21 protein-coding genes are annotated in these 22,911 nt (G+C 64.8%); 12 read left to right on the top strand and 9 right to left on the bottom strand.

Annotation, left to right across the window (positions count from 1 at the left end):
* Positions 1–3: 3 nt before the first annotated feature.
* The 6 genes from dhaL to QRN59_RS04320 are packed head-to-tail and all read left to right on the top strand — an operon-like array spanning position 4 to position 6,162.
* Positions 4–1,758 carry a dihydroxyacetone kinase subunit DhaL gene (dhaL, locus tag QRN59_RS04345; RefSeq protein WP_284981279.1) on the top strand — a complete coding sequence of 585 codons (1,755 nt, stop codon included), beginning with the start codon at positions 4–6 and terminating at the stop codon, positions 1,756–1,758.
* Positions 1,755–2,237 (top strand): ribose-5-phosphate isomerase, encoded by a 483-nt coding sequence (locus tag QRN59_RS04340; protein ID WP_284981278.1) that lies wholly within the window; start codon positions 1,755–1,757, stop codon positions 2,235–2,237. The genes dhaL and QRN59_RS04340 overlap by 4 nt, the downstream gene beginning before the upstream one ends.
* 1 nt (position 2,238) lies before the next feature.
* Entirely contained in the window at positions 2,239–3,216 is a 978-nt protein-coding gene (locus tag QRN59_RS04335) for a 3-hydroxyacyl-CoA dehydrogenase family protein (RefSeq protein WP_284981277.1), read from the top strand.
* 25 nt (positions 3,217–3,241) lie between these two features.
* On the top strand, positions 3,242–4,009 hold the full coding sequence (locus QRN59_RS04330; RefSeq protein ID WP_284981276.1) for an SDR family NAD(P)-dependent oxidoreductase: 768 nt from the start codon (positions 3,242–3,244) through the stop codon (positions 4,007–4,009).
* Between the two features lie 55 nt (positions 4,010–4,064).
* Positions 4,065–5,414: an MFS transporter gene (locus QRN59_RS04325; protein WP_284981275.1), complete on the top strand. Its 1,350-nt coding sequence runs from the start codon at positions 4,065–4,067 to the stop codon at positions 5,412–5,414.
* The gene (locus QRN59_RS04320) at positions 5,365–6,162 is read left to right on the top strand and encodes a triose-phosphate isomerase family protein (protein ID WP_284981274.1); all 798 of its coding nucleotides are present in this window, start codon (positions 5,365–5,367) and stop codon (positions 6,160–6,162) included. The genes QRN59_RS04325 and QRN59_RS04320 overlap by 50 nt, the downstream gene beginning before the upstream one ends.
* 48 nt (positions 6,163–6,210) lie before the next feature.
* Here the strand turns inward: QRN59_RS04320 and QRN59_RS04315 are convergent, their stop codons facing one another.
* The 3 genes from QRN59_RS04315 to QRN59_RS04305 all read right to left on the bottom strand — a co-directional run bounded on the left by QRN59_RS04315 (position 6,211) and on the right by QRN59_RS04305 (position 11,441).
* On the bottom strand, positions 6,211–9,864 hold the full coding sequence (locus QRN59_RS04315; RefSeq protein WP_284981273.1) for a TM0106 family RecB-like putative nuclease: 3,654 nt from the start codon (positions 9,862–9,864) through the stop codon (positions 6,211–6,213).
* Positions 9,865–9,966: 102 nt separating this feature from the next.
* Positions 9,967–11,052: a DUF1648 domain-containing protein gene (locus QRN59_RS04310; protein WP_284981272.1), complete on the bottom strand. Its 1,086-nt coding sequence runs from the start codon at positions 11,050–11,052 to the stop codon at positions 9,967–9,969.
* Positions 11,049–11,441 (bottom strand): GntR family transcriptional regulator, encoded by a 393-nt coding sequence (locus tag QRN59_RS04305; RefSeq protein ID WP_284981271.1) that lies wholly within the window; start codon positions 11,439–11,441, stop codon positions 11,049–11,051. The genes QRN59_RS04310 and QRN59_RS04305 overlap by 4 nt, the downstream gene beginning before the upstream one ends.
* 79 nt (positions 11,442–11,520) lie before the next feature.
* On the opposite strand from QRN59_RS04305, the gene QRN59_RS04300 reads away from it, so the two are divergent.
* Both QRN59_RS04300 and QRN59_RS04295 read left to right on the top strand, forming a co-directional pair.
* Complete coding sequence (locus QRN59_RS04300; RefSeq protein ID WP_284981270.1) at positions 11,521–11,979, top strand: nucleoside deaminase; 459 nt, start codon at positions 11,521–11,523, stop codon at positions 11,977–11,979.
* A 134-nt stretch (positions 11,980–12,113) separates the two neighbouring features.
* Complete coding sequence (locus tag QRN59_RS04295) at positions 12,114–12,551, top strand: CBS domain-containing protein (protein WP_284981269.1); 438 nt, start codon at positions 12,114–12,116, stop codon at positions 12,549–12,551.
* Positions 12,552–12,620: 69 nt separating this feature from the next.
* On the opposite strand, the gene QRN59_RS04290 is transcribed toward QRN59_RS04295, so the two are convergent.
* The gene (locus QRN59_RS04290; RefSeq protein ID WP_269998052.1) at positions 12,621–12,917 is read right to left on the bottom strand and encodes a hypothetical protein; all 297 of its coding nucleotides are present in this window, start codon (positions 12,915–12,917) and stop codon (positions 12,621–12,623) included.
* A gap of 98 nt (positions 12,918–13,015) precedes the next feature.
* On the opposite strand from QRN59_RS04290, the gene QRN59_RS04285 reads away from it, so the two are divergent.
* Positions 13,016–15,448, top strand: a complete 2,433-nt coding sequence (locus QRN59_RS04285) for a Tex family protein (protein WP_284981268.1) — start codon at positions 13,016–13,018, stop codon at positions 15,446–15,448.
* A gap of 296 nt (positions 15,449–15,744) precedes the next feature.
* Here QRN59_RS04285 and QRN59_RS04280 read toward each other — a convergent pair whose 3' ends face one another.
* Positions 15,745–16,650 (bottom strand): MSMEG_6728 family protein, encoded by a 906-nt coding sequence (locus tag QRN59_RS04280; protein ID WP_284981267.1) that lies wholly within the window; start codon positions 16,648–16,650, stop codon positions 15,745–15,747.
* A 142-nt stretch (positions 16,651–16,792) separates the two neighbouring features.
* On the opposite strand from QRN59_RS04280, the gene QRN59_RS04275 reads away from it, so the two are divergent.
* Positions 16,793–17,818 carry an adenosine deaminase gene (locus QRN59_RS04275; RefSeq protein WP_284981266.1) on the top strand — a complete coding sequence of 342 codons (1,026 nt, stop codon included), beginning with the start codon at positions 16,793–16,795 and terminating at the stop codon, positions 17,816–17,818.
* A 67-nt stretch (positions 17,819–17,885) separates the two neighbouring features.
* On the opposite strand, the gene QRN59_RS04270 is transcribed toward QRN59_RS04275, so the two are convergent.
* Positions 17,886–18,308, bottom strand: a complete 423-nt coding sequence (locus QRN59_RS04270; RefSeq protein ID WP_284981265.1) for a YybH family protein — start codon at positions 18,306–18,308, stop codon at positions 17,886–17,888.
* Positions 18,309–18,631: 323 nt separating this feature from the next.
* Here QRN59_RS04270 and QRN59_RS04265 point away from each other — a divergent pair, with 323 nt between their 5' ends.
* Both QRN59_RS04265 and QRN59_RS04260 read left to right on the top strand, forming a co-directional pair.
* Positions 18,632–19,438, top strand: coding sequence for a pullulanase X25 domain-containing protein (locus QRN59_RS04265; protein ID WP_284981264.1), 807 nt, complete (start codon positions 18,632–18,634; stop codon positions 19,436–19,438).
* A gap of 110 nt (positions 19,439–19,548) precedes the next feature.
* Positions 19,549–19,902 (top strand): GNAT family N-acetyltransferase, encoded by a 354-nt coding sequence (locus tag QRN59_RS04260; RefSeq protein WP_284981263.1) that lies wholly within the window; start codon positions 19,549–19,551, stop codon positions 19,900–19,902.
* Positions 19,903–19,930: 28 nt separating this feature from the next.
* On the opposite strand, the gene QRN59_RS04255 is transcribed toward QRN59_RS04260, so the two are convergent.
* The 3 genes from QRN59_RS04255 to QRN59_RS04245 all read right to left on the bottom strand — a co-directional run bounded on the left by QRN59_RS04255 (position 19,931) and on the right by QRN59_RS04245 (position 22,865).
* A complete protein-coding gene (locus QRN59_RS04255) occupies positions 19,931–20,686 on the bottom strand; it encodes an ArsR/SmtB family transcription factor (RefSeq protein WP_284981318.1) in 756 nt (251 codons plus the stop codon).
* Positions 20,687–20,753: 67 nt separating this feature from the next.
* Positions 20,754–22,451, bottom strand: coding sequence for a DUF222 domain-containing protein (locus tag QRN59_RS04250; RefSeq protein ID WP_284981262.1), 1,698 nt, complete (start codon positions 22,449–22,451; stop codon positions 20,754–20,756).
* Positions 22,452–22,544: 93 nt separating this feature from the next.
* Positions 22,545–22,865, bottom strand: coding sequence for a hypothetical protein (locus QRN59_RS04245; protein ID WP_284981261.1), 321 nt, complete (start codon positions 22,863–22,865; stop codon positions 22,545–22,547).
* Positions 22,866–22,911: the final 46 nt, after the last annotated feature.

Genomic DNA, 22,911 nt, shown 5'->3' with positions numbered 1-22,911 from the left:
ACCATGACAAGGATCTTCGACAATCCCGCAGACTTTGCGGACGATGCGCTGGACGGATTCGTCGCCGCCAACCGCGGCTATGTTGCCCGGGTGGACGGCGGAGTGGTCCGGTCCACCGAAGTCCCAACCGGGCAGGTCGCCTTGGTGGTGGGCGGCGGCTCCGGGCACTACCCCGCTTTCGCAGGACTGGTCGGACCAGGCCTGGCAACCGCCTCGGCGTGCGGCAACATGTTTGCTTCCCCGGCGGCGGGCCAGGTATATCGGGTCGCCAAAGCAGCCAACGCCGGGGGCGGAGTCCTGCTCAGCTACGGCAACTACGCAGGAGACGTGCTGCACTTCGGCCAAGCCCAGTTGCGGCTCAACGCCGAAGGCATCGAGACCCGCACCGTGACTGTTACCGACGACATCGCCAGCGCTCCGTTGGACCAGATCGAAAAGCGGCGGGGAATCGCGGGCGACCTCACGGTCTTCAAGATCGCCGGCGCCGCGGCCGAAGCGGGACTGGACCTCGACGCCGTCGAGCGCTTGGCGATCAAAACGAACTACCGCACACGCTCGCTGGGCGTGGCCTTCGACGGTTGCACCCTTCCGGGCGCCTCGGACCCGCTGTTCCACGTTCCGGCCGGCCAGATGTCCCTCGGCCTGGGCATCCACGGCGAGCCGGGCATTTCCGAGCACAAAATGCCCACGGCGTCCGAGCTCGCCGAACTTCTCGTCTCCAAGCTCCTCAACGACAAGCCCGACGACGCCGGAAACCGCGTGGTGGCCATCGTCAACGGCCTCGGCACGGTCAAGTACGACGAACTCTTTCTGCTCTTCGGCAAGATCGACAAGCTCCTCGGCAAAGCAGGACTCACGGTGGTGGAACCCGGGTGCGGCGAGCTCGTGACAAGCCTGGACATGTCCGGTCTTTCGCTGACGCTGCTGTGGCTGGACGAGGAGCTCGAGCAGTATTGGGCTGCACCCGCGGACACCCCCGCCTTCCGCAAGGGCAACCTCGCGCCCCGCCCGCCCCGCAACCAAGCGAGCGTCACCGCGGTGGACGAGTCCGACGTCGAGCAGCCCACCGAAGCTGCTGCCGAACTCGGGCGGCAGGCCGTGGCCGTGCTCGCCCAGGTGCGGGACGTCGTCGTCGAGCATGAAGGAGAACTCGGCAAGCTGGACGCGATTGCCGGCGACGGCGACCACGGCATCGGCATGCGACGCGGCGTGGAGGCGGCTTTCACCGCAGCCGAGACGGCAATCGGGGCCTCGGTCGGGCGGATCCTGACGGCAGCGGGGGAGGCCTGGAGCGAACGCGCCGGCGGTACCTCGGGCGCCCTGTGGGGCTCAGCGATCATTGCGGCCGGGCAGGCGCTCGGCAACAAGGCGGGTTACTCGGGCGAAGACGCGGCGGCCGCCGTCACGGGCTTTGTGGACGCGATCACGGAGCTCGGCAAAGCCGAACCTGGCGACAAGACCATGGTGGACGCGCTGCTGCCGTACCGGGACGCGTTCCTCACAGAGTTCGACGCCGGAGCCCCGGTTGACCGGGCCCTTGCGGCTGCTGCTGCGGCGGCCGAGTCCGCGGCAGCTGAGACGGCTCGTTTGCGTCCGCTCAAGGGCCGGGCGCGTCCGCTCGCCGAGAAGAGCCTGGGCCACCCTGATCCTGGCGCGGTCTCCTTCGGGCTGATCACGGCAAGGATCTCACAACATATCGATGCGCAGCTGGGCGGTTCACAGCCGGCGCTCCCGGCAGGAAACGGAGTTCAAGCATGACCACCTCAGAGGGCTGGCGGATTGTCGTCGGCAATGACGAAGCCGGCGTGGAATACAAGCAGGCGCTCATGGCGCTGCTCGAGGCCGATCCCCGGGTGGCGTCCGTTCAGGATGTTGGCGTCGGCGTCAACGACTCCACCGCCTACCCGCACGTTGCCGTGGACGCGGCGCGCAAAGTTGCCGAGGGCGAAGCAGACCGTGCCCTCTTGATCTGCGGCACGGGCCTTGGCGTGGCCATCGCGGCCAATAAAGTTCCCGGAATCCGTGCCGTCACCGCGCACGACAGCTACTCCGTTGAGCGCTCGGTCCTGAGCAACAACGCCCAGGTCCTGACCATGGGACAGCGGGTGATTGGCTTGGAACTGGCCAAGAAACTGGTGGACGAATGGCTGGGCCACCACTTCGACGAAACATCATCTTCCGCCGCCAAGGTGGACGCCATTTGCTCCTACGAGCCCGATTACACAAAGGCAGTGTGACATGACTGAATCAACAAGCACCACGACGGCGGCCCGGAAGATCGCCGTCGTCGGCTCCGGGTACATGGGCGGCGGGATCGCGCAGGTCCTGGCCCTCGGCGGGGCACGCGTGGCATTGGCGGATGTGTCCGCGGAAATCGCGCAGAAGAACTACGACCGCCTGCTCGTGGAGTCGGACGAATTCGTGGCCGCGGGCCTCTTTCCTGAAGGGTCCACGGCAATCCTGAAGGCCAATCTGTGGGCGGCCAAGGACATCGAAGAGGCCGTGGCGGACGCCGACTTCATCGAAGAAGCCGTCCCAGAGGTCCTCGACATCAAGCACAAGACCCTGGCCCGCATCAGCGCCGCCGCCCGTCCTGACGCCTTGATCGGCTCCAACACCTCCACCATCTCCATCGCCGATCTCGCCGAGGCCGTCGCGCGTCCGGAGCGGTTCCTGGGCGTGCACTTCTCCAACCCGTCGCCGTTCATTCCCGGCGTCGAGATCATTCCCCACGCCGGCACCACGCCGGAGACCGTTGCCGCGTCCCGTGAACTGGTCCACGCGGCCGGAAAACAAACCGCCGTCGTCAAGGACGTCACCGGTTTCGTGCTCAACCGGCTGCAATACGCGCTTTTCCACGAGGCCGCGCAGCTGGTGGAGCAGGGGATCGCAACAGCCGACGACGTCGACACCCTGGTCCGTACGACGTTCGGCTTCCGCTTGCCGTTCTTTGGTCCGTTCGCCATCGCAGACATGGCCGGACTGGACGTCTACGACTTCTGCTACAAATCCCTGCAGACCGGATTCCCGGAACGCTTCGCCACCCCGAAGATCCTGAGCGACCTCGTGGAGGCAGGAAAGCTCGGGACCAAGACCGGGGCAGGGTTCCTCAACGTCCCCGCGGAACGCACGCCCGAACTCATCGCTTACCGGAACAAGGCCTACGTGGCCATGCAGAAGCTCATTGATGAGCTCGGCCCGGCACCCATCAACTAGTCCCGACATTCACAGGAGAATACCCATGAGCACCTTCCCCGCAGAACGCACCGCGATTGTCACCGGCGCCGTTTCCGAGCGCGGCATCGGCCGGGCAACCGTCAACTACTTGGCGGCGCAGGGCTGGAACATCGGCATCATCGACCTCGACGACGCCCTCTGCAAGAGCACCGCCAAGGAAATCGCCGCCGAATACGGCGTACAGGCCTACGGCGTCGGTGCCAACGTGGCCGATGAAGCATCCGTGCGCGCGGCGATCGACACCCTCGAAGCCGAGTTGCCGCAGATCGTAGCCCTCGCCAATGTCGCCGGCGTCAGCTCACCGATCCCGTATCTGGAACTCGAGCCAGCCGAATGGAACCGCGTCCTGAACATCAACCTCAACGGCGTCCACTACGCCACCCGCCGCGTGGCCGAATCCATGGTCAAGAACCGCATCGGACGCATCGTGAACATCTCCTCGGTTTCCGCGCAGCGCGGCGGCGGGACGTTCTCCAAAACCCCGTACTCGGTGGCCAAAGCCGGAGTCATCGGCCTGACCCGTGCCACCGCCCGCGAACTGGGGGAGTACGACATCACCGTCAACGCCATTTCTCCCGGCCCGATCGACACCGACATCATGGGCGGCACCCTCAGCCAGGAACGCAAGGACGAACTCACCAAGGACCTCGTGGTGAACCGTGTGGGCTCCACCCGGGACATCGCCGCCGCCATCGCCTTCCTCATCAGCGAAGACTCCGGCTACATCTCGGGCCAGACGCTGAATGTCGACGGCGGCTTGTACATGCACTAATCCCGAATGCCTGAAACCTGACTACTCATCTGTCATTACTCAACGAGGAGTTTCGATGTCCCTTGCCACTTCATCCACGAAGGAGATGCTGGATTCGCCGGTCCTGAAATCGGCGATCCGCAAGGCTGCCACCCGGCTCATGCCGATGCTGGTCATCCTCTATGTTGTCTCCTTCCTCGACCGCACCAATGTCGGTTTCGCCGAAGCCGCCCTCGGCGCTGACAAAGGTGTTTCGGCCGGGGCGTTCGCGCTCGGTGCCGGTATTTTCTTCATCGGGTACGCGATCTTCGAAATCCCCAGCAACCTGCTGCTCAAGAAGGTCGGCGCGAAGATCTGGCTTGCCCGTATCGCGATCACGTGGGGCATCGTCTCGGCCTGTTTTGCGTTCGTGCAGGGTGAGACGTCCTTCGTGATCCTGCGGTTCCTTCTCGGCGTGACCGAGGCGGGCCTGTTTCCGGGCGTCATCATGTACCTGGCCGAGTGGTTCCCGAACAAAGTGCGCGTGCAGATGTTCGCGATCTTCTACCTCGCCCAGCCGTTCTCGCAGATGATCGGCAATCCGCTCTCGGGTTGGCTCATCAACATCGGCGACCAGCTTCCGGGCGTCCGTGGCTGGCAGGTCATGTTCTTCACCGAGGGCATCCTGGCCGTGCTCGCTGGCGTGGCGGCGTTCTTCTTCCTGATCAACGGCCCGGAGAAGGCCAAGTTCCTCAACGTCGACGAGAAGTTCGCGCTCAAGGAGATCATGACTCAGGAGGACACCGTCAAGGATGAAACCGGGCCGCGGGGCGTGTTTGCGGCGATGCGCAACGGTCGCGTCTGGTACTTCACCCTCATCTACTTCTGCCTGCAGATCGCCGTTTACGGCGTCACCTTCTTCCTCCCGCAGCAGGTTTCCTCGCTGACAGGCCAGAAGGTGGGCCTCGCCGTCGGCCTCCTGATTGCGGTTCCGTGGTTCTTCGGCATCTTCTCCTGCTACCTGATCGGCCGGGCAGCCAACACTGTCGCCAAGCGCCGCATGTTCGGCACGGTGCTGTTCGTCTCGACGGGTCTGTGCATCCTGGGTTCGGCGTGGGCCGGGACCAACCACCAGCCGGTGCTCGGACTGATCTTCATCACGCTAGCGGTGTGCAGCTTCCTCGCTGTCGGGCCCGTCGTCTGGGCGTACCCCACGGCATTCCTTGCCGGTTCCGCAGCCGCGGCCGGCATCGGCCTGATCAACTCGCTGGGCAACCTGGGCGGTTTCGTGGCTCCGATTCTGCGGACCGCGGTCAACAGTGCCGCGGCAGACCCCACCGGATCTGCCGGGGTCTATGCGCTCGGAATCCTGCCCTTCCTCGCGGCCGCCATGATGTATGGCACCCGGGCATTCAGGAACAAGGCCGACGACCTCCTGGGCAAGTAGACCGTTGTACATCGGGGTCAGCACCAAGATGTACATGGGCTACCGGCACAGCCTGTCCTGGCTGGAGCACCTGCGAGGTGAAGTGGACGCCCGTCCGGCCCTGGTGGCCGGGCGGGTGGTCCCGTTTGTGATCCCGTCGTTCCCCGTGTTGCCCGAGGCTGCCCGGATACTCGAGGGCTCTCCCCTACTCCTGGGTGCGCAGAACTGTGGCTGGGCTCAGGGTCCTTGGACGGGTGAAGTGTCACCGTCGCTGCTGGCGGAGCTCGGTGTGCGCCTCGTGGAGATCGGACACGCGGAACGACGCCGGCACTTCGGCGAAGACGACGCCGTAGTCGCATTGAAGGTCCGGGCCGCGGTGGAAGCAGGGTTGACCCCGCTGCTGTGTGTCGGCGAGGAAGCCGTCGCCGATCCGGCGGTGTCGGCGTCGTTCGTGTTTCGGCAGATCTCTGCCGCCGTCCGGGAGGACTGGGCGGCGGCGGCCCGCTTGGTTATTGCGTACGAACCGGTGTGGGCCATCGGCGCTGCCGAGCCGGCCGGCGCGGCTTACGTGTCCGACGTCGTCGCTCACCTCCGCGAATCGCTCGCCGAGCATGGCCTCGCGGGGCTGCCGATCATTTACGGTGGCTCCGCCAAACCGGGGCTCCTGCCGGAATTGCGGGGTGTGTCCGGACTTTTCCTAGGCCGCTTCGCCCACGACGCCGCGAACTTCGGGGTGGTCTTGGACGAGGCGCTGGGCTTGCCCAACTAGCTCGCAGTTATTGTCGTTTTGAGCCGTCATAACGACAACTAATGCGAGTCAGTTGGGGCCGCGCTGGCACAGTCCCACAAAACCGCCCAGGTGCTCTAGCCCTTCCGGCTGTGTCGGCAGATAGTTGGTCAGCTCCGGTGAGCGCACGACGACGGCCCGCCACTGGCCGCGCGACACCGCCACATTGATCCGGTTGCGCGAGAGCAGGAACTCCATGCCGCGCGGAACCTCGGCGGCAGCAGACGCAGCCATGGACTCGATCACCACGGGGGCTTCCTGGCCCTGGAACTTGTCCACGGTCCCGACCCGCACGCCGCGGAGTCCAGCCGCCCTCAGTTCGTGCTGGATGAGCTGCACTTGGGCGTTATAGGCAGCCACCACGAGGATGTCCTTTTCAAGCAGCGGCCGCTCCTCGGCAGATTCCCGTGGGTCCAGCCAAGCCAGGCCAAGGTGCGCCCTGACTTGGCGGACTACCTCCGCAGCTTCTTCGGGAGACTGCGTGGAATTGCCGCTGTGCGGGACGTAGACACACTCGACGCCGGCCGGGACACGGGACAGCCGCCGCGTGGAAGCAGCTGGTGCTGAATGCAGGCGACCATCGTAGGACAGCTCCGACACCGCAGCGCACAGATCCGGGTGCATGCGCCACGATGTCGCGAGGAAGTAGCCGAGCTCCGCGGGCAGCGTGTGCAGGCCGTGGGCCAGCCAGCCGAGGGCAGACTCATCGACCGGTTCGGGGTGCTTGCCCTGGGTGACTTGGGGAAGTTGCTGCGGGTCGCCGAGGAGCAGCAGTCGCTTCGTTGCCCGGCTCACCGCGAGGGTGTTGGCGAGCGAGAACTGACCGGCTTCGTCGATCACCAGCAAGTCCAGGGAACCGGCGGAAACGGTCCGCCCGGTCATGGTCCAGGCCGTGCCGCCGATCAAGCAGCCTCCCGGCGATCCAAGCAGCCGCTCAATGTCGTCCTTGGCGTGCTGGCTCCAGGGAACGGGGTCGTCGTGCTTCATTTCCTTGGCGATGGCATCCGTATCGACCCCTGCCCTCACCGCGGCATGGAGCATGTTTTCCACCACCGCATGGGACTGTGCAACAACCCCTACTTTCCACCCCGCACGCACCAACCGCGCGACAACGTGCGAGCCAACGTAAGTCTTGCCTGTGCCGGGAGGCCCCTGCACGGCTAGGTAGGACTGGTCCAGATCCGACACAGCGGCGGTGATGGCGTCCACGTATGCATCGTCGCCGGATCCGACGGCGGGCAGTTCCGGAAGCGTGGCCAGTCTCGGGGGGATCCGGCGCAACAAGTCCAGGGCCGGATCCTTCGGCCAGAACGGCAGGCTGGAACGAACCTTGATGGCAAGTTCGCTCAAGGCCTTCCTCTGCCCGTCCGTGTTGACTGGAGCGTCGGGCATCAAGGCCATGGGAAGCTGCGAGTATTCGTCGGCACCCTTGGGCAGTCGCTCCGAAATGGTCACGACATCCGAGGCGCCGTCGTCGGGCCCCGAAAGCGTGCTGCGGTCATCGAGGTCGTCGGGATCGCCGACCTCGATCACCTCCGTGCCGGACATTCCCGATCTGCCGAGAGCGCTTTCGTTCTTGCCGAGGAAGGCCTCGGGGAGTGGCGGCCCGTACATCCGGAAGTACTTCTTACCGGGCGCGAAACCGGAGCCGTCGGCGGCGCGTCCGAACAGCCGTACCTTCCGTGCCGGATTGCTACGGGGAGTTGGCTTTGCCCAGTCCTGCAGCACTTCGCCGCCTTCCACGATGAAGCAGTCCCTCGTGTCTTCCCATTCGGAGACTGGCCGGTCCAGGCGGTCGAAGTGTCCCCACCAGAATTGCTTGTCCTCACGCCGGTGAAAGCCGACTGCGGCCGCCACCATGGCCACCGCCCGGTTGTCGTCGGAGCGGAGGGAATCGTCCGGCACATCCGCAAGGTAGTCGAGGAGGGCTGTTTCCTCGGGCGCGGCCTCGTACTTGTCCGGCTCGGTCTCCGCGGGCAGTTCGGGTCCCGAAGTGGCCGGAAAACCGGGTTCAATGGAGCGTTCCGCTGCCAGGCCCAGCAGCCAATTCCGCAGTTCCAGGGTGGAGAGGCAGTCGTATTCGTTGTAGTCGGAAATGCCCGCGAGGATCGTTGCCGCTTCATCTTCGCGGTTCGCGTCCCGGGCCGTGCAGTAGTTGGCGTAGGCAACTACTGAGGCTCCGGCGTCGGTCACGTCGCCCGAACGCAAATGCTTGCCCATATACAAGGGCTCGAGTTTCTTGATGCTGTAGGAGTCTTCGGAGATGCGGATGCTGTGCCGAACGGTGTCGTAGAGGTCCACCAGCACGCCTTCGCGGAGAAGATTGTCTACCGCGGCTTCGCCCACAGTGTGGATGACCGACAGGTTCCGCAGCGCGGTTTTCTCGTAGGCCGCATAGTGGTAGATCCGCATGTCCGGATACTTCATGCGGCGTTCTTCCACGTAGTCGAGGAACTCGATGAACGCCTGCCGTTCTTCAGCCCGGGAATGTGCCCAGAACGGCTTGAACACCGGAGATCCGCCCGGCTCCGTCGGATTTTCGATGACCCCGAACAAGTACTCCAGTCCCCAACGGCCGGTTACCGGGTCTTGCCACAGGGGGTCTCCCTCGAAGTCGAAGAAGATGTCTCCTGCGTCTGGCCGGGGGAGCCGGGCCAAGGAGTTGGGCTCCAGAACGGAATAGCTGATGCTCTTCGCGGTGCCCGCCTTGTCGGTGTAATTCACGGTGCCATCGGCTGTGGCTGTTCCAGTTTGCAGTCGGGCTTGTTCCTGCAGGCGCCGTGTGGCGGCATCCGCGGCGTCGGGCATCTCAGCAAGGGCGTCGATGGTGAAAATGCCGCTTTCCATGAGCTTCTTGCGCCGGGTGATTCTCATGCCCGCCACCATGAGCAGATCCCGGTGGAGGCGCACCTGCTCTTTGCAGTAGTCGCAGCGACCGCATGCGGTGACCCCGGGCGCGCCCCATTGGATAGGCTCCAGCCGCGATCGGTGTGGGCCCGTCAGTGCAAGGAAGCGGTCCCGGCGTTCACGGAATACCGGCAGGACATCGGCGAGCCGGTGGTTGCTATGCACGTAGTCGAAGCCGGCCCGGCCGTCCGGCACGCCAGCGTCGCGCTGGATGGTGGCCCCGAGGACAAGGGTCAGATCCGGGGCCGGAGTGATTCCCGCCTTGAGCAGCTGCTCTCCGTAGGCAGCCAGCTGCAACAGCGCAGTGACCTTGGCGTGGCGGGCGAGCTTGGTGTCGTACACCGCGTAGCTGCCGTCCGGCTGTTTGACGAGGAAATCGGACCGTCCGTGAAACTGGCCGTCGAAGAATGCCGCTTGGAAGACCACGTCCGCGCCGGATCGCAACGCCTCGATGGATTCCGCATGCTTGGCTTGCAGGGTGGCGCGGTCCATCGCTTCGGCGGGAACGACGTCGAACACGCCCCTGTGCGCAAGCGGATCCCAGATGCCGAACTCGGCCACGAAACGGTCCAGCACCCTGTGCTCGTGAACGTCGCCCAGCACGGCGGTCCGCTCCAGCATTTCGTCGACGTCGAACGCCGGCTTCTGGGAGAGGCCCAACTTCTCATCCAACTTGCGCAGCAACTGGTACTCGCAAGTGGAGGCCGTGACGAGGTCGCTGGCGGAAAACACCAGATCCTGCTCGTACCCTGCAACTTCAGAATCGAGAAAAAACACCGTGCCCCCAGACCGTTGAGCTGATGAAGCCAAGCTATCAGTGCGGTCCGACAGTAAGGCAGCCCAGACGGTTGGGATCAGCGCGGAGGGGTCAGCGCAGGGTCAGCCGGCGAAACGGAGGGTGATCACCAGGCCGATCAGTGCGACTACGCCGGCCAGGAGCATGGCTGCCCTGGGATTGCCGAAGTTGAGGGTCCATCCCAGGCCGAAGCGCCGCGGAACCATCAGCGCGTGGTCTTCGCGGTTGACGTAGAACAAACCGCTCCGCCAGTATTTGTCGTCTTCCCGGTGGGTTAGGCCGGTGTCCGCCTCGCCCTCGTCCCGCTCGCGGTTGTTCCGGGCGAAGACAACGACGGCCACCGCGACGGCGGCCAGGATCGGGAGCACGACCACCAGTGGCGCCCATGGCGTGACCGTGCCGGTCCACATCAGCAACGATGATCCCAGCATCGCCAGGTCGATCATGGCGAGCAATCCAAGGAGTGCCTTGGCACCCAGTAGCATGTACCGGCGGTGCCAGTGCGCGGAGCCTGCCGGGTGCGCCGGGTCGATGTCGGGCCGGCTGCGGAAGAGGATCGCCGCCGCGATACCCACGAGCAGGGCGGACACTCCGATCTGCACGAATACCAGTGAAAAGGCGGTGCCGATCGATTTGGCCGCCAATCGGTTGGGTATGCCCTTCGCAGCGTAGTGCACCGCGAGCACGTCGGGCATCGACGGGTAGCTGATCACGCCGATCACCGCAGTGGCGATAGTGATGATCAACGCCGGCGCCAGCCAGAGCCAGGGAAACCGCGGGGGATCGGTCCGCAGTTCGGTATCCACCGCGATGACTTGGCGCCCGCCCTCGTACCAACCTCCGGCGGCCTTGGCGGTCCGGATCTCGTGGTTGGCCAGGAAGAAGCAGCCGTACCAGAAGCCGACGAGCACCAGCACCGACAGCGGCAACAGCAACGTTTCGCCCGTCATTCCGTAAATCGCAAGGCAGACCCCGGTGGCGACGATCCCGCTGAGGAGAATCCTCCATCGGTAGATGCGGGTCTGCCTGACCACAGCCGGGTCCTCGGCACGCTGGGCCGGTACCCGGACCCCGAAAGGCACGGTCGGGCTGTTGATCGAGGGCAGGACCAGCGCGATGGCGAGCACCAGTGCCGCCAACGCGGAGCTCAGGACAATGGCAACGGTCATGGTGTTTCCTCTGGCTGCGTGCTTCCAAATGAATCGAGTATCGTCCGGCAGTTCATGAGAACTTCGTCGGCCGATAGCCCCCTGGCGACGGCCTCGGCCAGCAGGGTCCGTGCCCTAGCGGTCCAGTCCGCGCCGAACGGCGGGTCCGCGACTGTCGGGGTCACCACCGCGCCGGTCTTGCGGTTGAGCTGGATCAGGCCCTGCTGGCGCAACAGGTCATAGGCTTTGTTCACGGTGTGGAAATTGATCCCGAAGTCCGCGGCGAGGGTCCTTGTGGCCGGCAACGAGCTGCCCTCGGCCAGCACGCCGTCGGCGATCGCCTCCACGATCTGGTCCCGCAGCTGCTGGTAGATCGGTATGTCGCTGGCCAGGTCTACGTTGAGGATCATCACTCACACCTCCGTCTTTATTATATAAGTTATAGAACAAGTAGCGGAAGATCCCCATCTCCCGGAAAGCAGGCTCCGAATGACCCAGTCTGACGCCCCAACCTCCCAAGACGCCGCCTTCGAAGCCGCGTACGGGGCAGCCCAAAAGAGCCTTCACGAAGGCGGCATTCCCATCGGCGCGGCGCTCGCCCGTGGTGGCGTGGTGATCGCGAGCGGGCACAACGAGCGCGTCCAAAACGGCGATCCCATCGCGCACGGGGAAATGTCGGCTCTCCGCGCCGCCGGCCGGCAGAAGAGCTACCGGGACACCACCCTTTACACGACCCTCGCGCCGTGCGCCATGTGCACGGGCACCATCATCCAGTTCAAGATCCCGCGCGTGGTGGTGGGGGAGGCCCGCACGTTCGGGGGCGAATTCGAGCTGTTGCGGTCCCGGGGCGTAGAGGTTGTGGTCCTCGATGACCAGCGGTGCGTGGACATGATGCGCACCTTCCAGGCAGAGAATCCGGAACTGTGGGCCGAGGACATCGCCGAGTAAGTCCGGCGGGAGGCAACGGAGTAAGCGGGCGGAGCACACAGCATCTGGCCACAGCCAAACCCCAAGCGTAGGCTGACAGCATCGGCGTCGGTGCCGGGGGTCCGCGTCGATACCCAATCGATCAAGGAGGACTCATGAGTGTTGTGCGCGAATTCATGACCACCAACGCCCAGTGCGTCAAGGAAGACCAGTCGCTGCGTGACGCGGCTGTCCTGATGCGCGATCTGGACGTCGGGTCCCTGCCGATCTGCGGCAGCGATGGAAAACTCAAAGGATTCATCACTGACCGCGACATCGTGGTCAAATGCGTTGCTGAGGGATTGGATGCTGACCGGCTGACCGCGGCGGATCTCGCCCAGGGCACGCCGATCTGGATCGATGCCGATGCCAGCATCGACGCCGCCATCGACCTGATGGAAAAGCACCAGATCCGGCGCCTTCCGGTCATCACCGACCACAAGTTGGTGGGCATCATCAGCCAGGGCGACATCGCCCGCAACTACACCGAGGAGCGCGTAGGCGAATTGGTGGAGCACATCTCCGCCAAGACCCCCATGGCGCAACTGGGCTAACCGCAACTTTCGCATCCATCAAGCGCCACGGCCCTCCGGCCGTGGCGCTTCCGTATCGGGGTCAAGAAGCTAGAGAAACGCTTCCCGCCCGGTGCCTTCCCGCATCACCAGTTCCCCGTCCTCGATGGAAACCAACAGGCTCTTTGCTTTTCCATGCAGTTTCTTGCTTGCGCTCAACTGACGGCTGGTGACCTCGACGCCCACGGTGGATCCCTTCGCGGGCAACTCCACCGAGATCTCCGCCGCCATTCCCAGCATCTCCCTGGTCGATACGTCGCGCTCGTGATGGGCCTCTTTGTGGTTGACGGTGACTTCTACGTCATCTGCGTCAAAGCCGTCCTGCAGGATGATGAGCAGTTCTTGCATGATGCGCCTCTTCCTTGAGTAGCATTCCTGACCGGATCAACGGCGGCTCTTTCCACTACAGCACTCCGCGCCGTCTTTAGGTAGGGCAAAATGTCAGGGTGACTCATCTTCCCCAGCACCAGTCAGCAGACGCCGCCATCTACGCCCTGATCGCCGAAGAACTTGGTGTGAAGTCCTGGCAGGTCAAGGCCGCGGTTGACTTGCTTGACGCCGGATCCACCGTCCCGTTTATCGCCCGGTACCGCAAGGAAGTCACCGGGACGCTCGATGACACCCAGTTGCGCGAGCTCGAGGAACGGCTCCGGTACCTGCGGGACTTGGAGGACCGCCGTCGAACGGTCCTTGAGGCGATTGCCGCTCAAGGAAAGCTGACTCCGGAACTGGAGGCCGCCGTCGTCGGGGCCGATACCAAGTCCCGGCTGGAAGACATCTACCTGCCCTTCAAGTCCAAGCGCCGCACCAAAGCGCAGATCGCCCGCGAAGCCGGCCTCGAACCGCTCGCCGACGCGCTGCTCGCGAACCCCCAGCTCGATCCTGAGGGTGAGGCCGCCAAATACCTGAACGCCGAGCACTCCATTGATGATGCCTCCGCGGCGCTCGCCGGCGCCCGCTCGATCCTCGTGGAACGGGTATCGCAGGACCCCGATCTCGCCGAGACGCTGCGGGAGCGGTTGTGGACGCAGGGTCGGATGGTTTCGCGAGTGAAAAAGGGCCAGGAAACCGAGGGGCAGAAGTTCAAGGACTACTTCGAGTTCTCCCAAGTGCCTTCCGGCATGCCCGGCCACCGCGTGCTCGCGCTCTTGCGCGGCGAGAACGACGGCGTCCTTGAGCTTGATCTCGCCGAGGCGGAACCAGCCGACGACGACGCCCTGGCCGCCGCACGCGGCCGGTACGAGAACGCCGTGGCCAAGTGCCTCGGGGTCGCCGAGCGTGGCCGGCCCGCCGATTCGTGGCTTGTGCAGACCGCACAGATCGCCTGGCGCTCGCGCATCCTGGACCGGCTGAGCAATGATCTGCGCGGCCGCATGTTCGCGCAGGCCGAGGACGAAGCCGTCCGGGTCTTCGCCGCCAACCTCCGCGACGTGCTCCTCGCCGCCCCGGCCGGAAACCGTGCCACCCTGGGCCTGGACCCGGGACTGCGGACGGGCGTGAAAGTGGCCGTGGTCGATGGCACCGGCAAAGTCGTAGCCACCGACACCGTCTATCCCCACGCCCCGGCAAAGAAGTGGGACGAGGCCTTGGTGACGCTGGAGCGTTTGGCGCGGCAGCACGGCGTCGAGCTCGTGGCGATCGGCAACGGCACGGCGTCGCGCGAGACGGACAAGCTTGCCGTTCAGCTCATCAAGTCCCTGGCAGCGTCCGGCGGTCCCACGTTGCAGAAACTCGTAGTGTCCGAGGCCGGCGCTTCCGTGTACTCGGCGTCTGCGCTCGCGGCCGCGGAACTGCCGGGCATGGACGTGTCCTTGCGCGGAGCTGTTTCCATCGCCCGACGTTTGCAGGACCCGCTGGCCGAATTGGTGAAGATCGAACCGAAGTCGATCGGTGTGGGGCAGTACCAGCACGATGTCACGGCGGCGAAGCTCGACCGTTCGCTGGACGCCGTCGTCGAGGACTGTGTGAATGCGGTGGGCGTGGACGTGAACACGGCGTCGCCCGCGCTCCTGGCGCGGGTGGCCGGCGTCGGGCCGCTCCTGAGCGAGAACATTGTGGCGTACCGCAATGAGAACGGCCCGTTCGCCAAGCGAGCCGACCTCAAGAAGGTTCCGCGGCTGGGTGCCAAGGCGTTTGAGCAGTGCGCGGGCTTCCTGCGGATCACCGGGGGAGCGGAACCACTCGACGCGTCCAGCGTCCACCCGGAAGCGTACTCGGTGGCTCGAAAGATCGTCGCTGCTGCCCGTGGAGCTGCCGTGTCTTCCCTCGACCCACAGGCGTTCGTCGACGGGACGTTCGGCCTGCCCACCGTGCGTGACATCATGTCCGAGCTTGAGAAGCCAGGCCGCGACCCCCGTCCGGCATTCGCCGCAGCGACGTTCTCCGAAGGCATCGAGAAGATCTCCGACCTCAAGCCCGGCATGATCCTGGAAGGCACTGTCACCAACGTGGCGGCGTTCGGGGCTTTCGTTGATGTCGGAGTGCACCAGGACGGCTTGGTCCACGTCTCCGCGCTTGCCAACAAGTTCGTGTCCGATCCCCGCGAGATCGTGAAATCCGGACAGGTCGTGCGCGTGAAGGTCCTGGAGGCGGATCCGGAGCGGAAGCGGATTTCCCTGACCTTGAGGCTCGACGACGAACCCGGCAGCGCGGGCGGGTCCGGTTCGCGGGGCGGCGGGCGTGACCGCGGCTCGCGCGGCAGCGAGCCTGAGCGCGGCGAGCGGCACAGCCGGGGCGAGCGAGGCGATCGTGGCCAGATGCGCCCGGCCCCGCAGGCTGGACAGGCCGGTCGCAAGGCGGTACCCGCGAAGGCGGCTCCCCAGGCGCCGGTCAACACGGCCATGGCGGAAGCGCTGCGCCGCGCCGGGCTGGGGAAGTAGCCGCGCTCTTTTGCCGATACCTGTTAGCCACTCGTGGGTGCGGGCCGACAGCTGCGTTCTGGAACGCGGCGAAGGTCCCACACCCGCGATTTCGAGCAAAGCGCTTCGGGGAAGAAGTCGCCTCCTTTTGGGGCTTCGCAGCCTCAAAGATGGGGAGAATGCTCCGACCCACCCCTGGCGGCGGGCACCCATTCCGGCCTATGCTCCAGGGGCAGCAGCCCTTAAACGGCGGCGGCACCCGGGTTCCTTTCGTCAGGAACCGGAGCGCCGCCGTCGTTCGCGTCTAACTCGATCCGCTACGGTGCCGGGATCGGGAAGAACGCCCGCGGATCCTGCAACAAGGCCGGGTAGTCGAAGTCCGTGCGGTCGATGATCTTGGTGACCTCGAAGTTGCGACCGAAACGGCCGTCTTCCAGGGTGATCGGCCGGCCGAGGATCTTGCCCAGGGCAAACTTGGCGCCGCCCTCGACGGGGACGAGGACAGGCGTGTTGCCGGGGAGCGTCCGGAAGGCCTCGTCTTGGCGCTGGCGGTTGCGGGTGGGCTTCTTCACCAGCTGCTTCGGGGCCTTGCGGGCAGTCTTGCCCGGCCGGCGGGATTTCTCCGACTCGTAGACGAACTGGTAGCCGTCGCCGTCGCTGTTGGCGGCCTTGGCCTTGCCCGCAGCCGGCATCCCTACTTTGTCGATCTTTTCGGGTTCAACGTCGCTCACCGGGGCGCGAAGCACCCAGATGAAGTCGTCGAAGGGGTCTTCGGGAATGAATTCGTGCCGAGGCTCGGGCCAAAGGTACTCGAGGTCCTTCGGAGTGTCCGGGAAGAGCTCTGCGTAGAAGCGGGGCTCTTTCTGGAGCAGCTTGGAGCGGTGGCTCAGGTGGAAATCGGCGTCGCCCAGCCACGGCGGCATCGGAATCTTGGAGGCATAGTCCGGGTGGGCTGCCTGGGGTGCGAACTCGGTGATGCTGGCGCGGGTGTTGTCCGGATTGCCGCGGGCGACCCATTCGTCCACCATGGCCAGGCCGTAGAGAGTGAGTGCGGGAACATAGCCCATCCACATGCGGATAGCGGGGTGGGAGGGCCGGCCGAACTCGGGGATCACGAGTGCGCGAAGGATCTGCAGTGCTTCGACACGCTGCTTGCCAAGCCTTGCGGTGTCCAAGACGGCAGCACTTTGCTTGAAATCGGGGAACGGGAGGAAGGTCTGCATCCTTTCAGTTTGGGGGCCGAACGGCGTAGATCCAAGTTGAGGCGGTGTGGTCTTCCCCTCGCTCGTGCTACCGGGGCCCTGAACTCCCGCCTTGCGGAGCTTTCAGACGGGGATCGTTGGGTATTCGTCCTACTCTTGTCGGGTGGAAACTTTTGACGAATCAACGACGACGGCGGCACCCCCGGTTGCCGAACTGCACCTGCACATCGAGGGGACGCTTCAGCCCGAGCTGATTTTCGCGCTCGCGGAACGGAACGGGATTGAGCTTCCGTACGCGGATTTGGACGAGCTGCGCGCGCGGTACGAGTTCACGGACCTGCAGTCGTTCCTGGATCTCTACTACGCCAACATGGCCGTCTTGCGCACCGAGCAGGATTTTGCGGACATGACCAGGGCTTATTTGGCACGCGCCGCAGCCGGTGGCGTGCGGCACGTGGAGATCATGATGGATCCGCAGGCGCACATCTCGCGCGGGGTGGCGTTGGAGACGTGCGTGAACGGTGTGGCGTCCGCACTCGCGACGTCGGTGGCGGAGTTCGGCGTCTCGACGCTCCTGATTGCCGCGTTCCTGAGGGACCTGTCCGAGGAATCTGCACTGGAGGTTCTGGAACAGCTTCTCGCCATGAAGGCGCCGATTGCTGGGATCGGCCTGGATTCGGCCGAGGTGGGCAATCCGCCGTCGAAGTTCGAACGACTGTACCGCCGCGCTGCGGAGGCCGGACTGCGACGGATCGCGCACGCGGGCGAGGAAGGCCCAGCTTCGTATATTTACGAGGCCCTTGACCTGCTCGGCGCGGAGAGGATCGACCACGGCATCCGCTGCATGGAAGATACGGCACTTGTGGAGCGGCTAGTGGCCGAACAGGTTCCGCTGACCGTGTGTCCGCTGTCCAATGTCCGGCTTCGTGCCGTGGATACCCTTGCCGATCACCCTTTGCCCGCAATGTTGGCCGCGGGTCTGAATGTCAGCGTGAACTCGGACGACCCCGCGTACTTTGGCGGCTACGTGGACGACAACTTCGGGCAGCTCGTCGCTGTGCACGGGTTGTCTGTCGGGGACCGGGCACGCCTGGCCGCGAACTCGGTGCGTTCATCGTTCGCGGAGGAGGCCCGGAAGGCTGAGCTGTTGGCCGAGGTTTCGGAATGGGAGAAGGCCGCAGTCAATTAGTCATTCCTGGGCACCTCGTGAGTCCTAGGCGCAGCGTGGAACGGGCGCCCGTGAATCCCACCAAGTGCTACTTTGGCAGCACGGCGTCCGGCGGCTGCGGTGTGGTGATCGGGTCTGCATGGCGATGCACGAGTGCCCAAGTGTCGCCTTCGGGGCGGTAAATGCTCGTTACCCGCAGATCAAAGGGCGATGTTTCGTCTCCCCCTCCGACCTTTGCCTGCCAGTGTTCTATGTCCAGAAAGCTGGCAAGATCTGGAGTGACGTGCGTTGTGAGCGTGTCAACACCGGTGACCTGTCCATCTTTGAACCGTGCCGCGGCTGAATCGAGGGCTGCTGATACCCGCTCCCAGCCTACGGCCGGAGGGCCCCAGGGATTCGCAAGGGAGACATCTCCACCGTGGGAGAAAATGGCCTTGGCGGGTTCCGGGTCGCCTTTAGCAAACTGATTTAGCGCCTGATGAAACTGGTCAATGACCTCGTCAAGTTGCATTGATCCCACCTTCTGACTCATTGAGGCATCTGGAGTAGTAGGCGAATCTTAGCGTTCCCGCCCCCGGACCGTCACCGGCTTCCTGAACCTTCCCAACGGGCGGAGCTCCAGCCGCACCGTCATCAACGGCACATCTTGATTTAGGGCTCCTGAGAGTACCCCAACCGCGAGCTACTGACCGGTATCCGAGACCCCTCCATCACTTGCCAACCGTTTGGGCGTAATAGTGGGTCACGACACACGGTGTTTACCAAGAACAGTCGCCAGAATTTACAGAACATTGGCAGACTGCTGAAGGAATGTTCGCCGTTGAAGGAGACCCAGTGGCCAAGTCCACCGTCGAAAAAAGCAGTGCCCGCCTCAAGACCGTCCTGGACGTCTTGGCTGAGGGAACGTGGTCCGAGAAGTCGTTGAATGCCGGCGAGATCCTGGCAGAGGCGATTGTCCGTGTCCCGCTGGATGAGCGCGAAAGCGAGCTGCTCAGTGGAGGCATTCCACGCGGCCACAAGAGCCTGACCACCGAGACCGCGAAGCTTGTGAAGGCCGGCTGGCTGGTCAAGGGCCGTTCGGGCTGGACCATCACCGACGACGGGCTTCGTGCCACGGTCGCCTTCGCCAAGCCGGATGAGTTCGTCACGGCACTGGCCGAGGGCACCCCCGTCCCGGAAGATACCCCGCTTCCGACGGCCCCCGTCAAGAAGGCCGCCGCGAGGAAGCCCGCGGCAAAGAAGGCTCCCGCTGCCGAAAAGGCACCTGCCGCGAAGGCCGCCGCCAAGGCCGCGCCTAAGAAGGCTGCCGCACCCAAAGCGACTGCCGCCGTCGAGAAGCTCGAGCAGCCGGCCGCCGTCGCGATCGCTGGTGACTTCAACACGATTCTCGGCGCGCCGGAGGACTGGGCTCCGCAGTACGACGAAGTGCAGATGAAGTTCAATTCCCGTCGTAAGGTGTGGACCCTCGCCGCCACGCTGCCTGCTGGTTTCTACACCTACAAGATCGCGCTCAACCGCTCGTGGGACGAGAACTACGGCGCGTTCGGCGCGCGCGACGGTGCCAACCATGAGCTACAGCACGACGGCGGCAAGGTCACCTTCACGTACGACCACGCCACGCGCGACATCGTCACGGCTTGAGCCGCAGTTCCCAGGTTTCCTCCAAGTTTGGACTTTGAGGAAACCTGGGAACAAAGCGCACCGGCTCCGAGGTTAGGGTAGGTCAACAGGACCTAATCGAGGAGCTAGCGATGACCGATGCCACCTTCCGCCACAACGTTGACCGAGAGCGCTTCGAGGTGCTCGCTGATGGCCACGTGATCGGGAAGGCCGCGTACAAAGCGTACGACGACGGCGGGTCCCCGCAGCGGATTTTCTACCACACCGTGATCAACGAGGAGTACGGCGGACAAGGGCTGGCGGGCAGGCTCGCCGAAGTTGCCTTGGACGAGACTGTGAGCGAGGGACTCGGGATCGTGCCGGTGTGCCCTTTCATCAAGAAGTTCCTCACCAAGCACCCGGAATACGCTGCGAACGCGACCGCCCCGACGCTGACGCACCTGGAGTACCTCAACGCAGCCCTCGCTCCGGCCGCCCGGGCCTGAAAGCGGCGGACGGCGCCGCCGTCGAGCCTTACAAATACATCAATGAACCCGGGGTCGTGAGTACCTCGCCCGTCTCCAGCCAGGTCTTGAGGCCGGAGAGGATCATCGGCCAACCGCCGTAGATCTGGTCGTTGCCACCTTCGCGAAGATCGCTGTGGGTGACGGTCAGGTGGCAGGAGTCGCCGACGGGTTCGATCTCCCAGGTGACACGTGATGTGCCTTCGGCCTTGACGTCCTCGCCCCAGAGTGCGCGCATGGTCTGGACGAGCCGGCGCGGGGGATCGACCTCCACGTTTTCGCCCTCGCCGAGGACCATTCCGTTGGCTTTGGGGTTGTGCATCTCGTAGTGCCCACCCGGTGTCCAGTCGGCAGTGTGGGTGTTGCCGAACTGGTACTTGCTGCGGGTGTCGCTGTCCGTGATGGCTTCCCAAAGCCGCTCCGGCGTGGTCTTGATATAGATTTCGAAGATCTTTTCCACGGGACTTTCCAATCTGGTTTTGAGGTCGCTCAACGCAGCGGCCCATGGTTCTGCATATTTGCTCACCCAGCGGTCGTGGACGAGCCTGATGGGTACCGGATTCAGGTAATGGAGCTTTTCGCGACCACGACGGCGGGTCACAACCAGGCCGGCTTCCTCAAGGATCTTGAGGTGCTTCATGATCCCGAAACGGGTCATGTCGAACCGTGCTTCAAGCGCGCTCAGCGTCTGCCCGTCCTCGCGGAAGAGCTCATCGAGCAGATCCCTGCGGGTGGGGTCGGAGAGTGCCTTGAAGACGGCGTCCATGGATTCAGAATAGGTGACCATTTGGTCACATGTCAACGGGTTTGGACGGACTTCATCCTGGGTGGGTTTATGTCCTGGCGGGTCTGAAGTGGTGGTTGCGTCTGGGTGTTTGGCGGGGGTCGACGTGGGGCGGGGGTGTGAACCATGGCACGCCGGAGTCTGTGGTGATGGTCCAGTGTTCTTTGTGGATGACGTGGTGGTGGTGGCTGCACAGGATCGTGCCGTTGTCGGTTCCGGTGGTGCCGCCGCCGGACCAGTAGCTGATGTGGTGGGCTTCGCACCAGGGTGCGGGGATGGTGCAGTCGGGGAAGGCGCAGCCTTGGTCGCGGGCGATGATGGCTTTGCGGATGTGGGGCGGGAAGATCCTGGAGGCCCGGCCGATGTCCAGGACGCGGCCCTCGCTGCCGAGCAGGACCGGGATGATGTCCGCGTCGCAGGCGATCTTACGGATGACCGAGGGGTGGATCGGGCCCTGGAACGTGGACGCGCCCGTGCCCGGGCGGGAGCCGGTGGGCGGTTCGCGGTCGACGCGTTCGAGGAGGTCTTGGTAGTCGATGGTGACCATCACCTGGGGCCGGAGGCCGCCGTTCGCGGGCAGCCCGCCGGTGGCCAGGGCCGCGGCGCAGGCGCCGGTGAGCCCGTCGAGGAGTTTCTGGGCCCGGGAGCGGCGGTCCAGGTCGGCGCCGGTGCTGGTGCCGGTGCCGGGGGCGTTGGTGTTGGGTTGGAGGCGCGGGTTGGCGGCGGTGTTCATGGCGGTGGCGAGGGTTTCGAATTGTTCGGCGGTGGCGAAGATTTCCAGGTGGTGCAGGCCGTGGCGGGGTTTGCGGATGAACGCTCCCTGGCGTTGGCGCAGTTCTTCCTCGCCGGGTTCGGTTCCGTCCTGGTCGATGGCATCGACCCAGCGTTTGGCCATCCGGGAGACGAAATCGGGGTCGCTCCGGGCCGCGGTGTGGGTCAGGGAGTGTTCCATCTGCCGGGCGGTTTCCGTGTCGGCGAGGTGCCGTACCTGGTCCAGGGCCACGCTGATCAGAGTGGCCGAACGGGACGGCACGTTGGCCGAGGACAGGGCCGCGGCGAGCACCTGGTGCCGGGCGGGGACGTCCTGCCCGGCGATCCCGGTCTGCGGGAGCACGCCGGCGGCCAGGGTGAGCCGGCGTCTCGCCTCGCCGATGCCGATCCGCAGCCTGGCGTGCAGGAATTCGGCCGCGTTCCGGTACCCGTCGTCGACCGCTTCGGCTGCTGCCGCAACACCGGCTGCTGCCGTGAGGCTGGATGCGGCGGCAGAGCCTTCCGGGCCGGCGACTGCCGTATCGGCTTCAGTTCTCGCGTCCGCGGCGGTTGCAGTATCGGCTTCCGCGGACGTGGACTCCGTCCAGCCGGTCCGCCACCCCGGCACGGACGATGACTGCCGTGCCGCATGGGCTTCGCTCCGGGTCCGTTCCACGGCCCCGGCTGCGACGAGCTGCAAAAACTCCACCGTGCGGGAGATCTCTTCGACCGTGCCGGCGAAATCAGCGGCATCACGGAAACCGAACACGCGGGCCTCGGAGACGGCCGTTGAACGCAGCGCATCCATCGCCGCCAGGGCCTGATCAAGGGCTGTTCCCGGCGGCAGCGCGGCCCGCGACGGCACGGCGGCCGGGCTTTGCTGCCCGGCATGCCAGGCAGGAACGGGCGTCAGGCGGCGGGACAGACGTCCCAACGCCGCGATCCCGACGTCGGGTGGGGCTGCCCGACGTGCCACGAGTTGACCGATGCCTTCCATGAATAAACCCTGTCACGGGGGTCTGACATTTAAGGCCCCTGCGCTGCCAATCGACGCCGTGAAAAGCGAAACAAGGAAAACACGTCTCAAAAATCAGGTGTTGAGTTCCCAATGAACCCGGATCGCCTCGGCGATCGGGCCGGTGACATCGATCTGGAAGGCAACGGGCGCGGTCCCTGTCTCTTCAATGACGGTGTCGTGGTAAACGCGGCCGCATGACGGACACAAGGTGTAGAGGTCCTCATCGTCGGGCCACGCGGCTAGTCCGGTGGGGACCGTTGTGTTTGCTCCCGCGTAAACAGGGACCCCCTGAGAGTTGGCCTGAATCAATCCCTCTTTGCTGACGGTGTTTCCGCACAGGCAAATGATCGTCGTGACATCATGACCGATGACATCAGCGAATTCGGTGTCCATTTGAGCTCCCCGGCGTCGGAAGAGACGTTCTGCTTGTAGTTTATGC

This window comes from Arthrobacter sp. efr-133-TYG-118 (assembly GCF_030209755.1).
GTDB lineage: Bacteria > Actinomycetota > Actinomycetes > Actinomycetales > Micrococcaceae > Arthrobacter.
The sequence above is the reverse complement of the archived record's forward strand: the minus strand, read 5'-3'. Positions and strand labels throughout refer to the sequence as shown.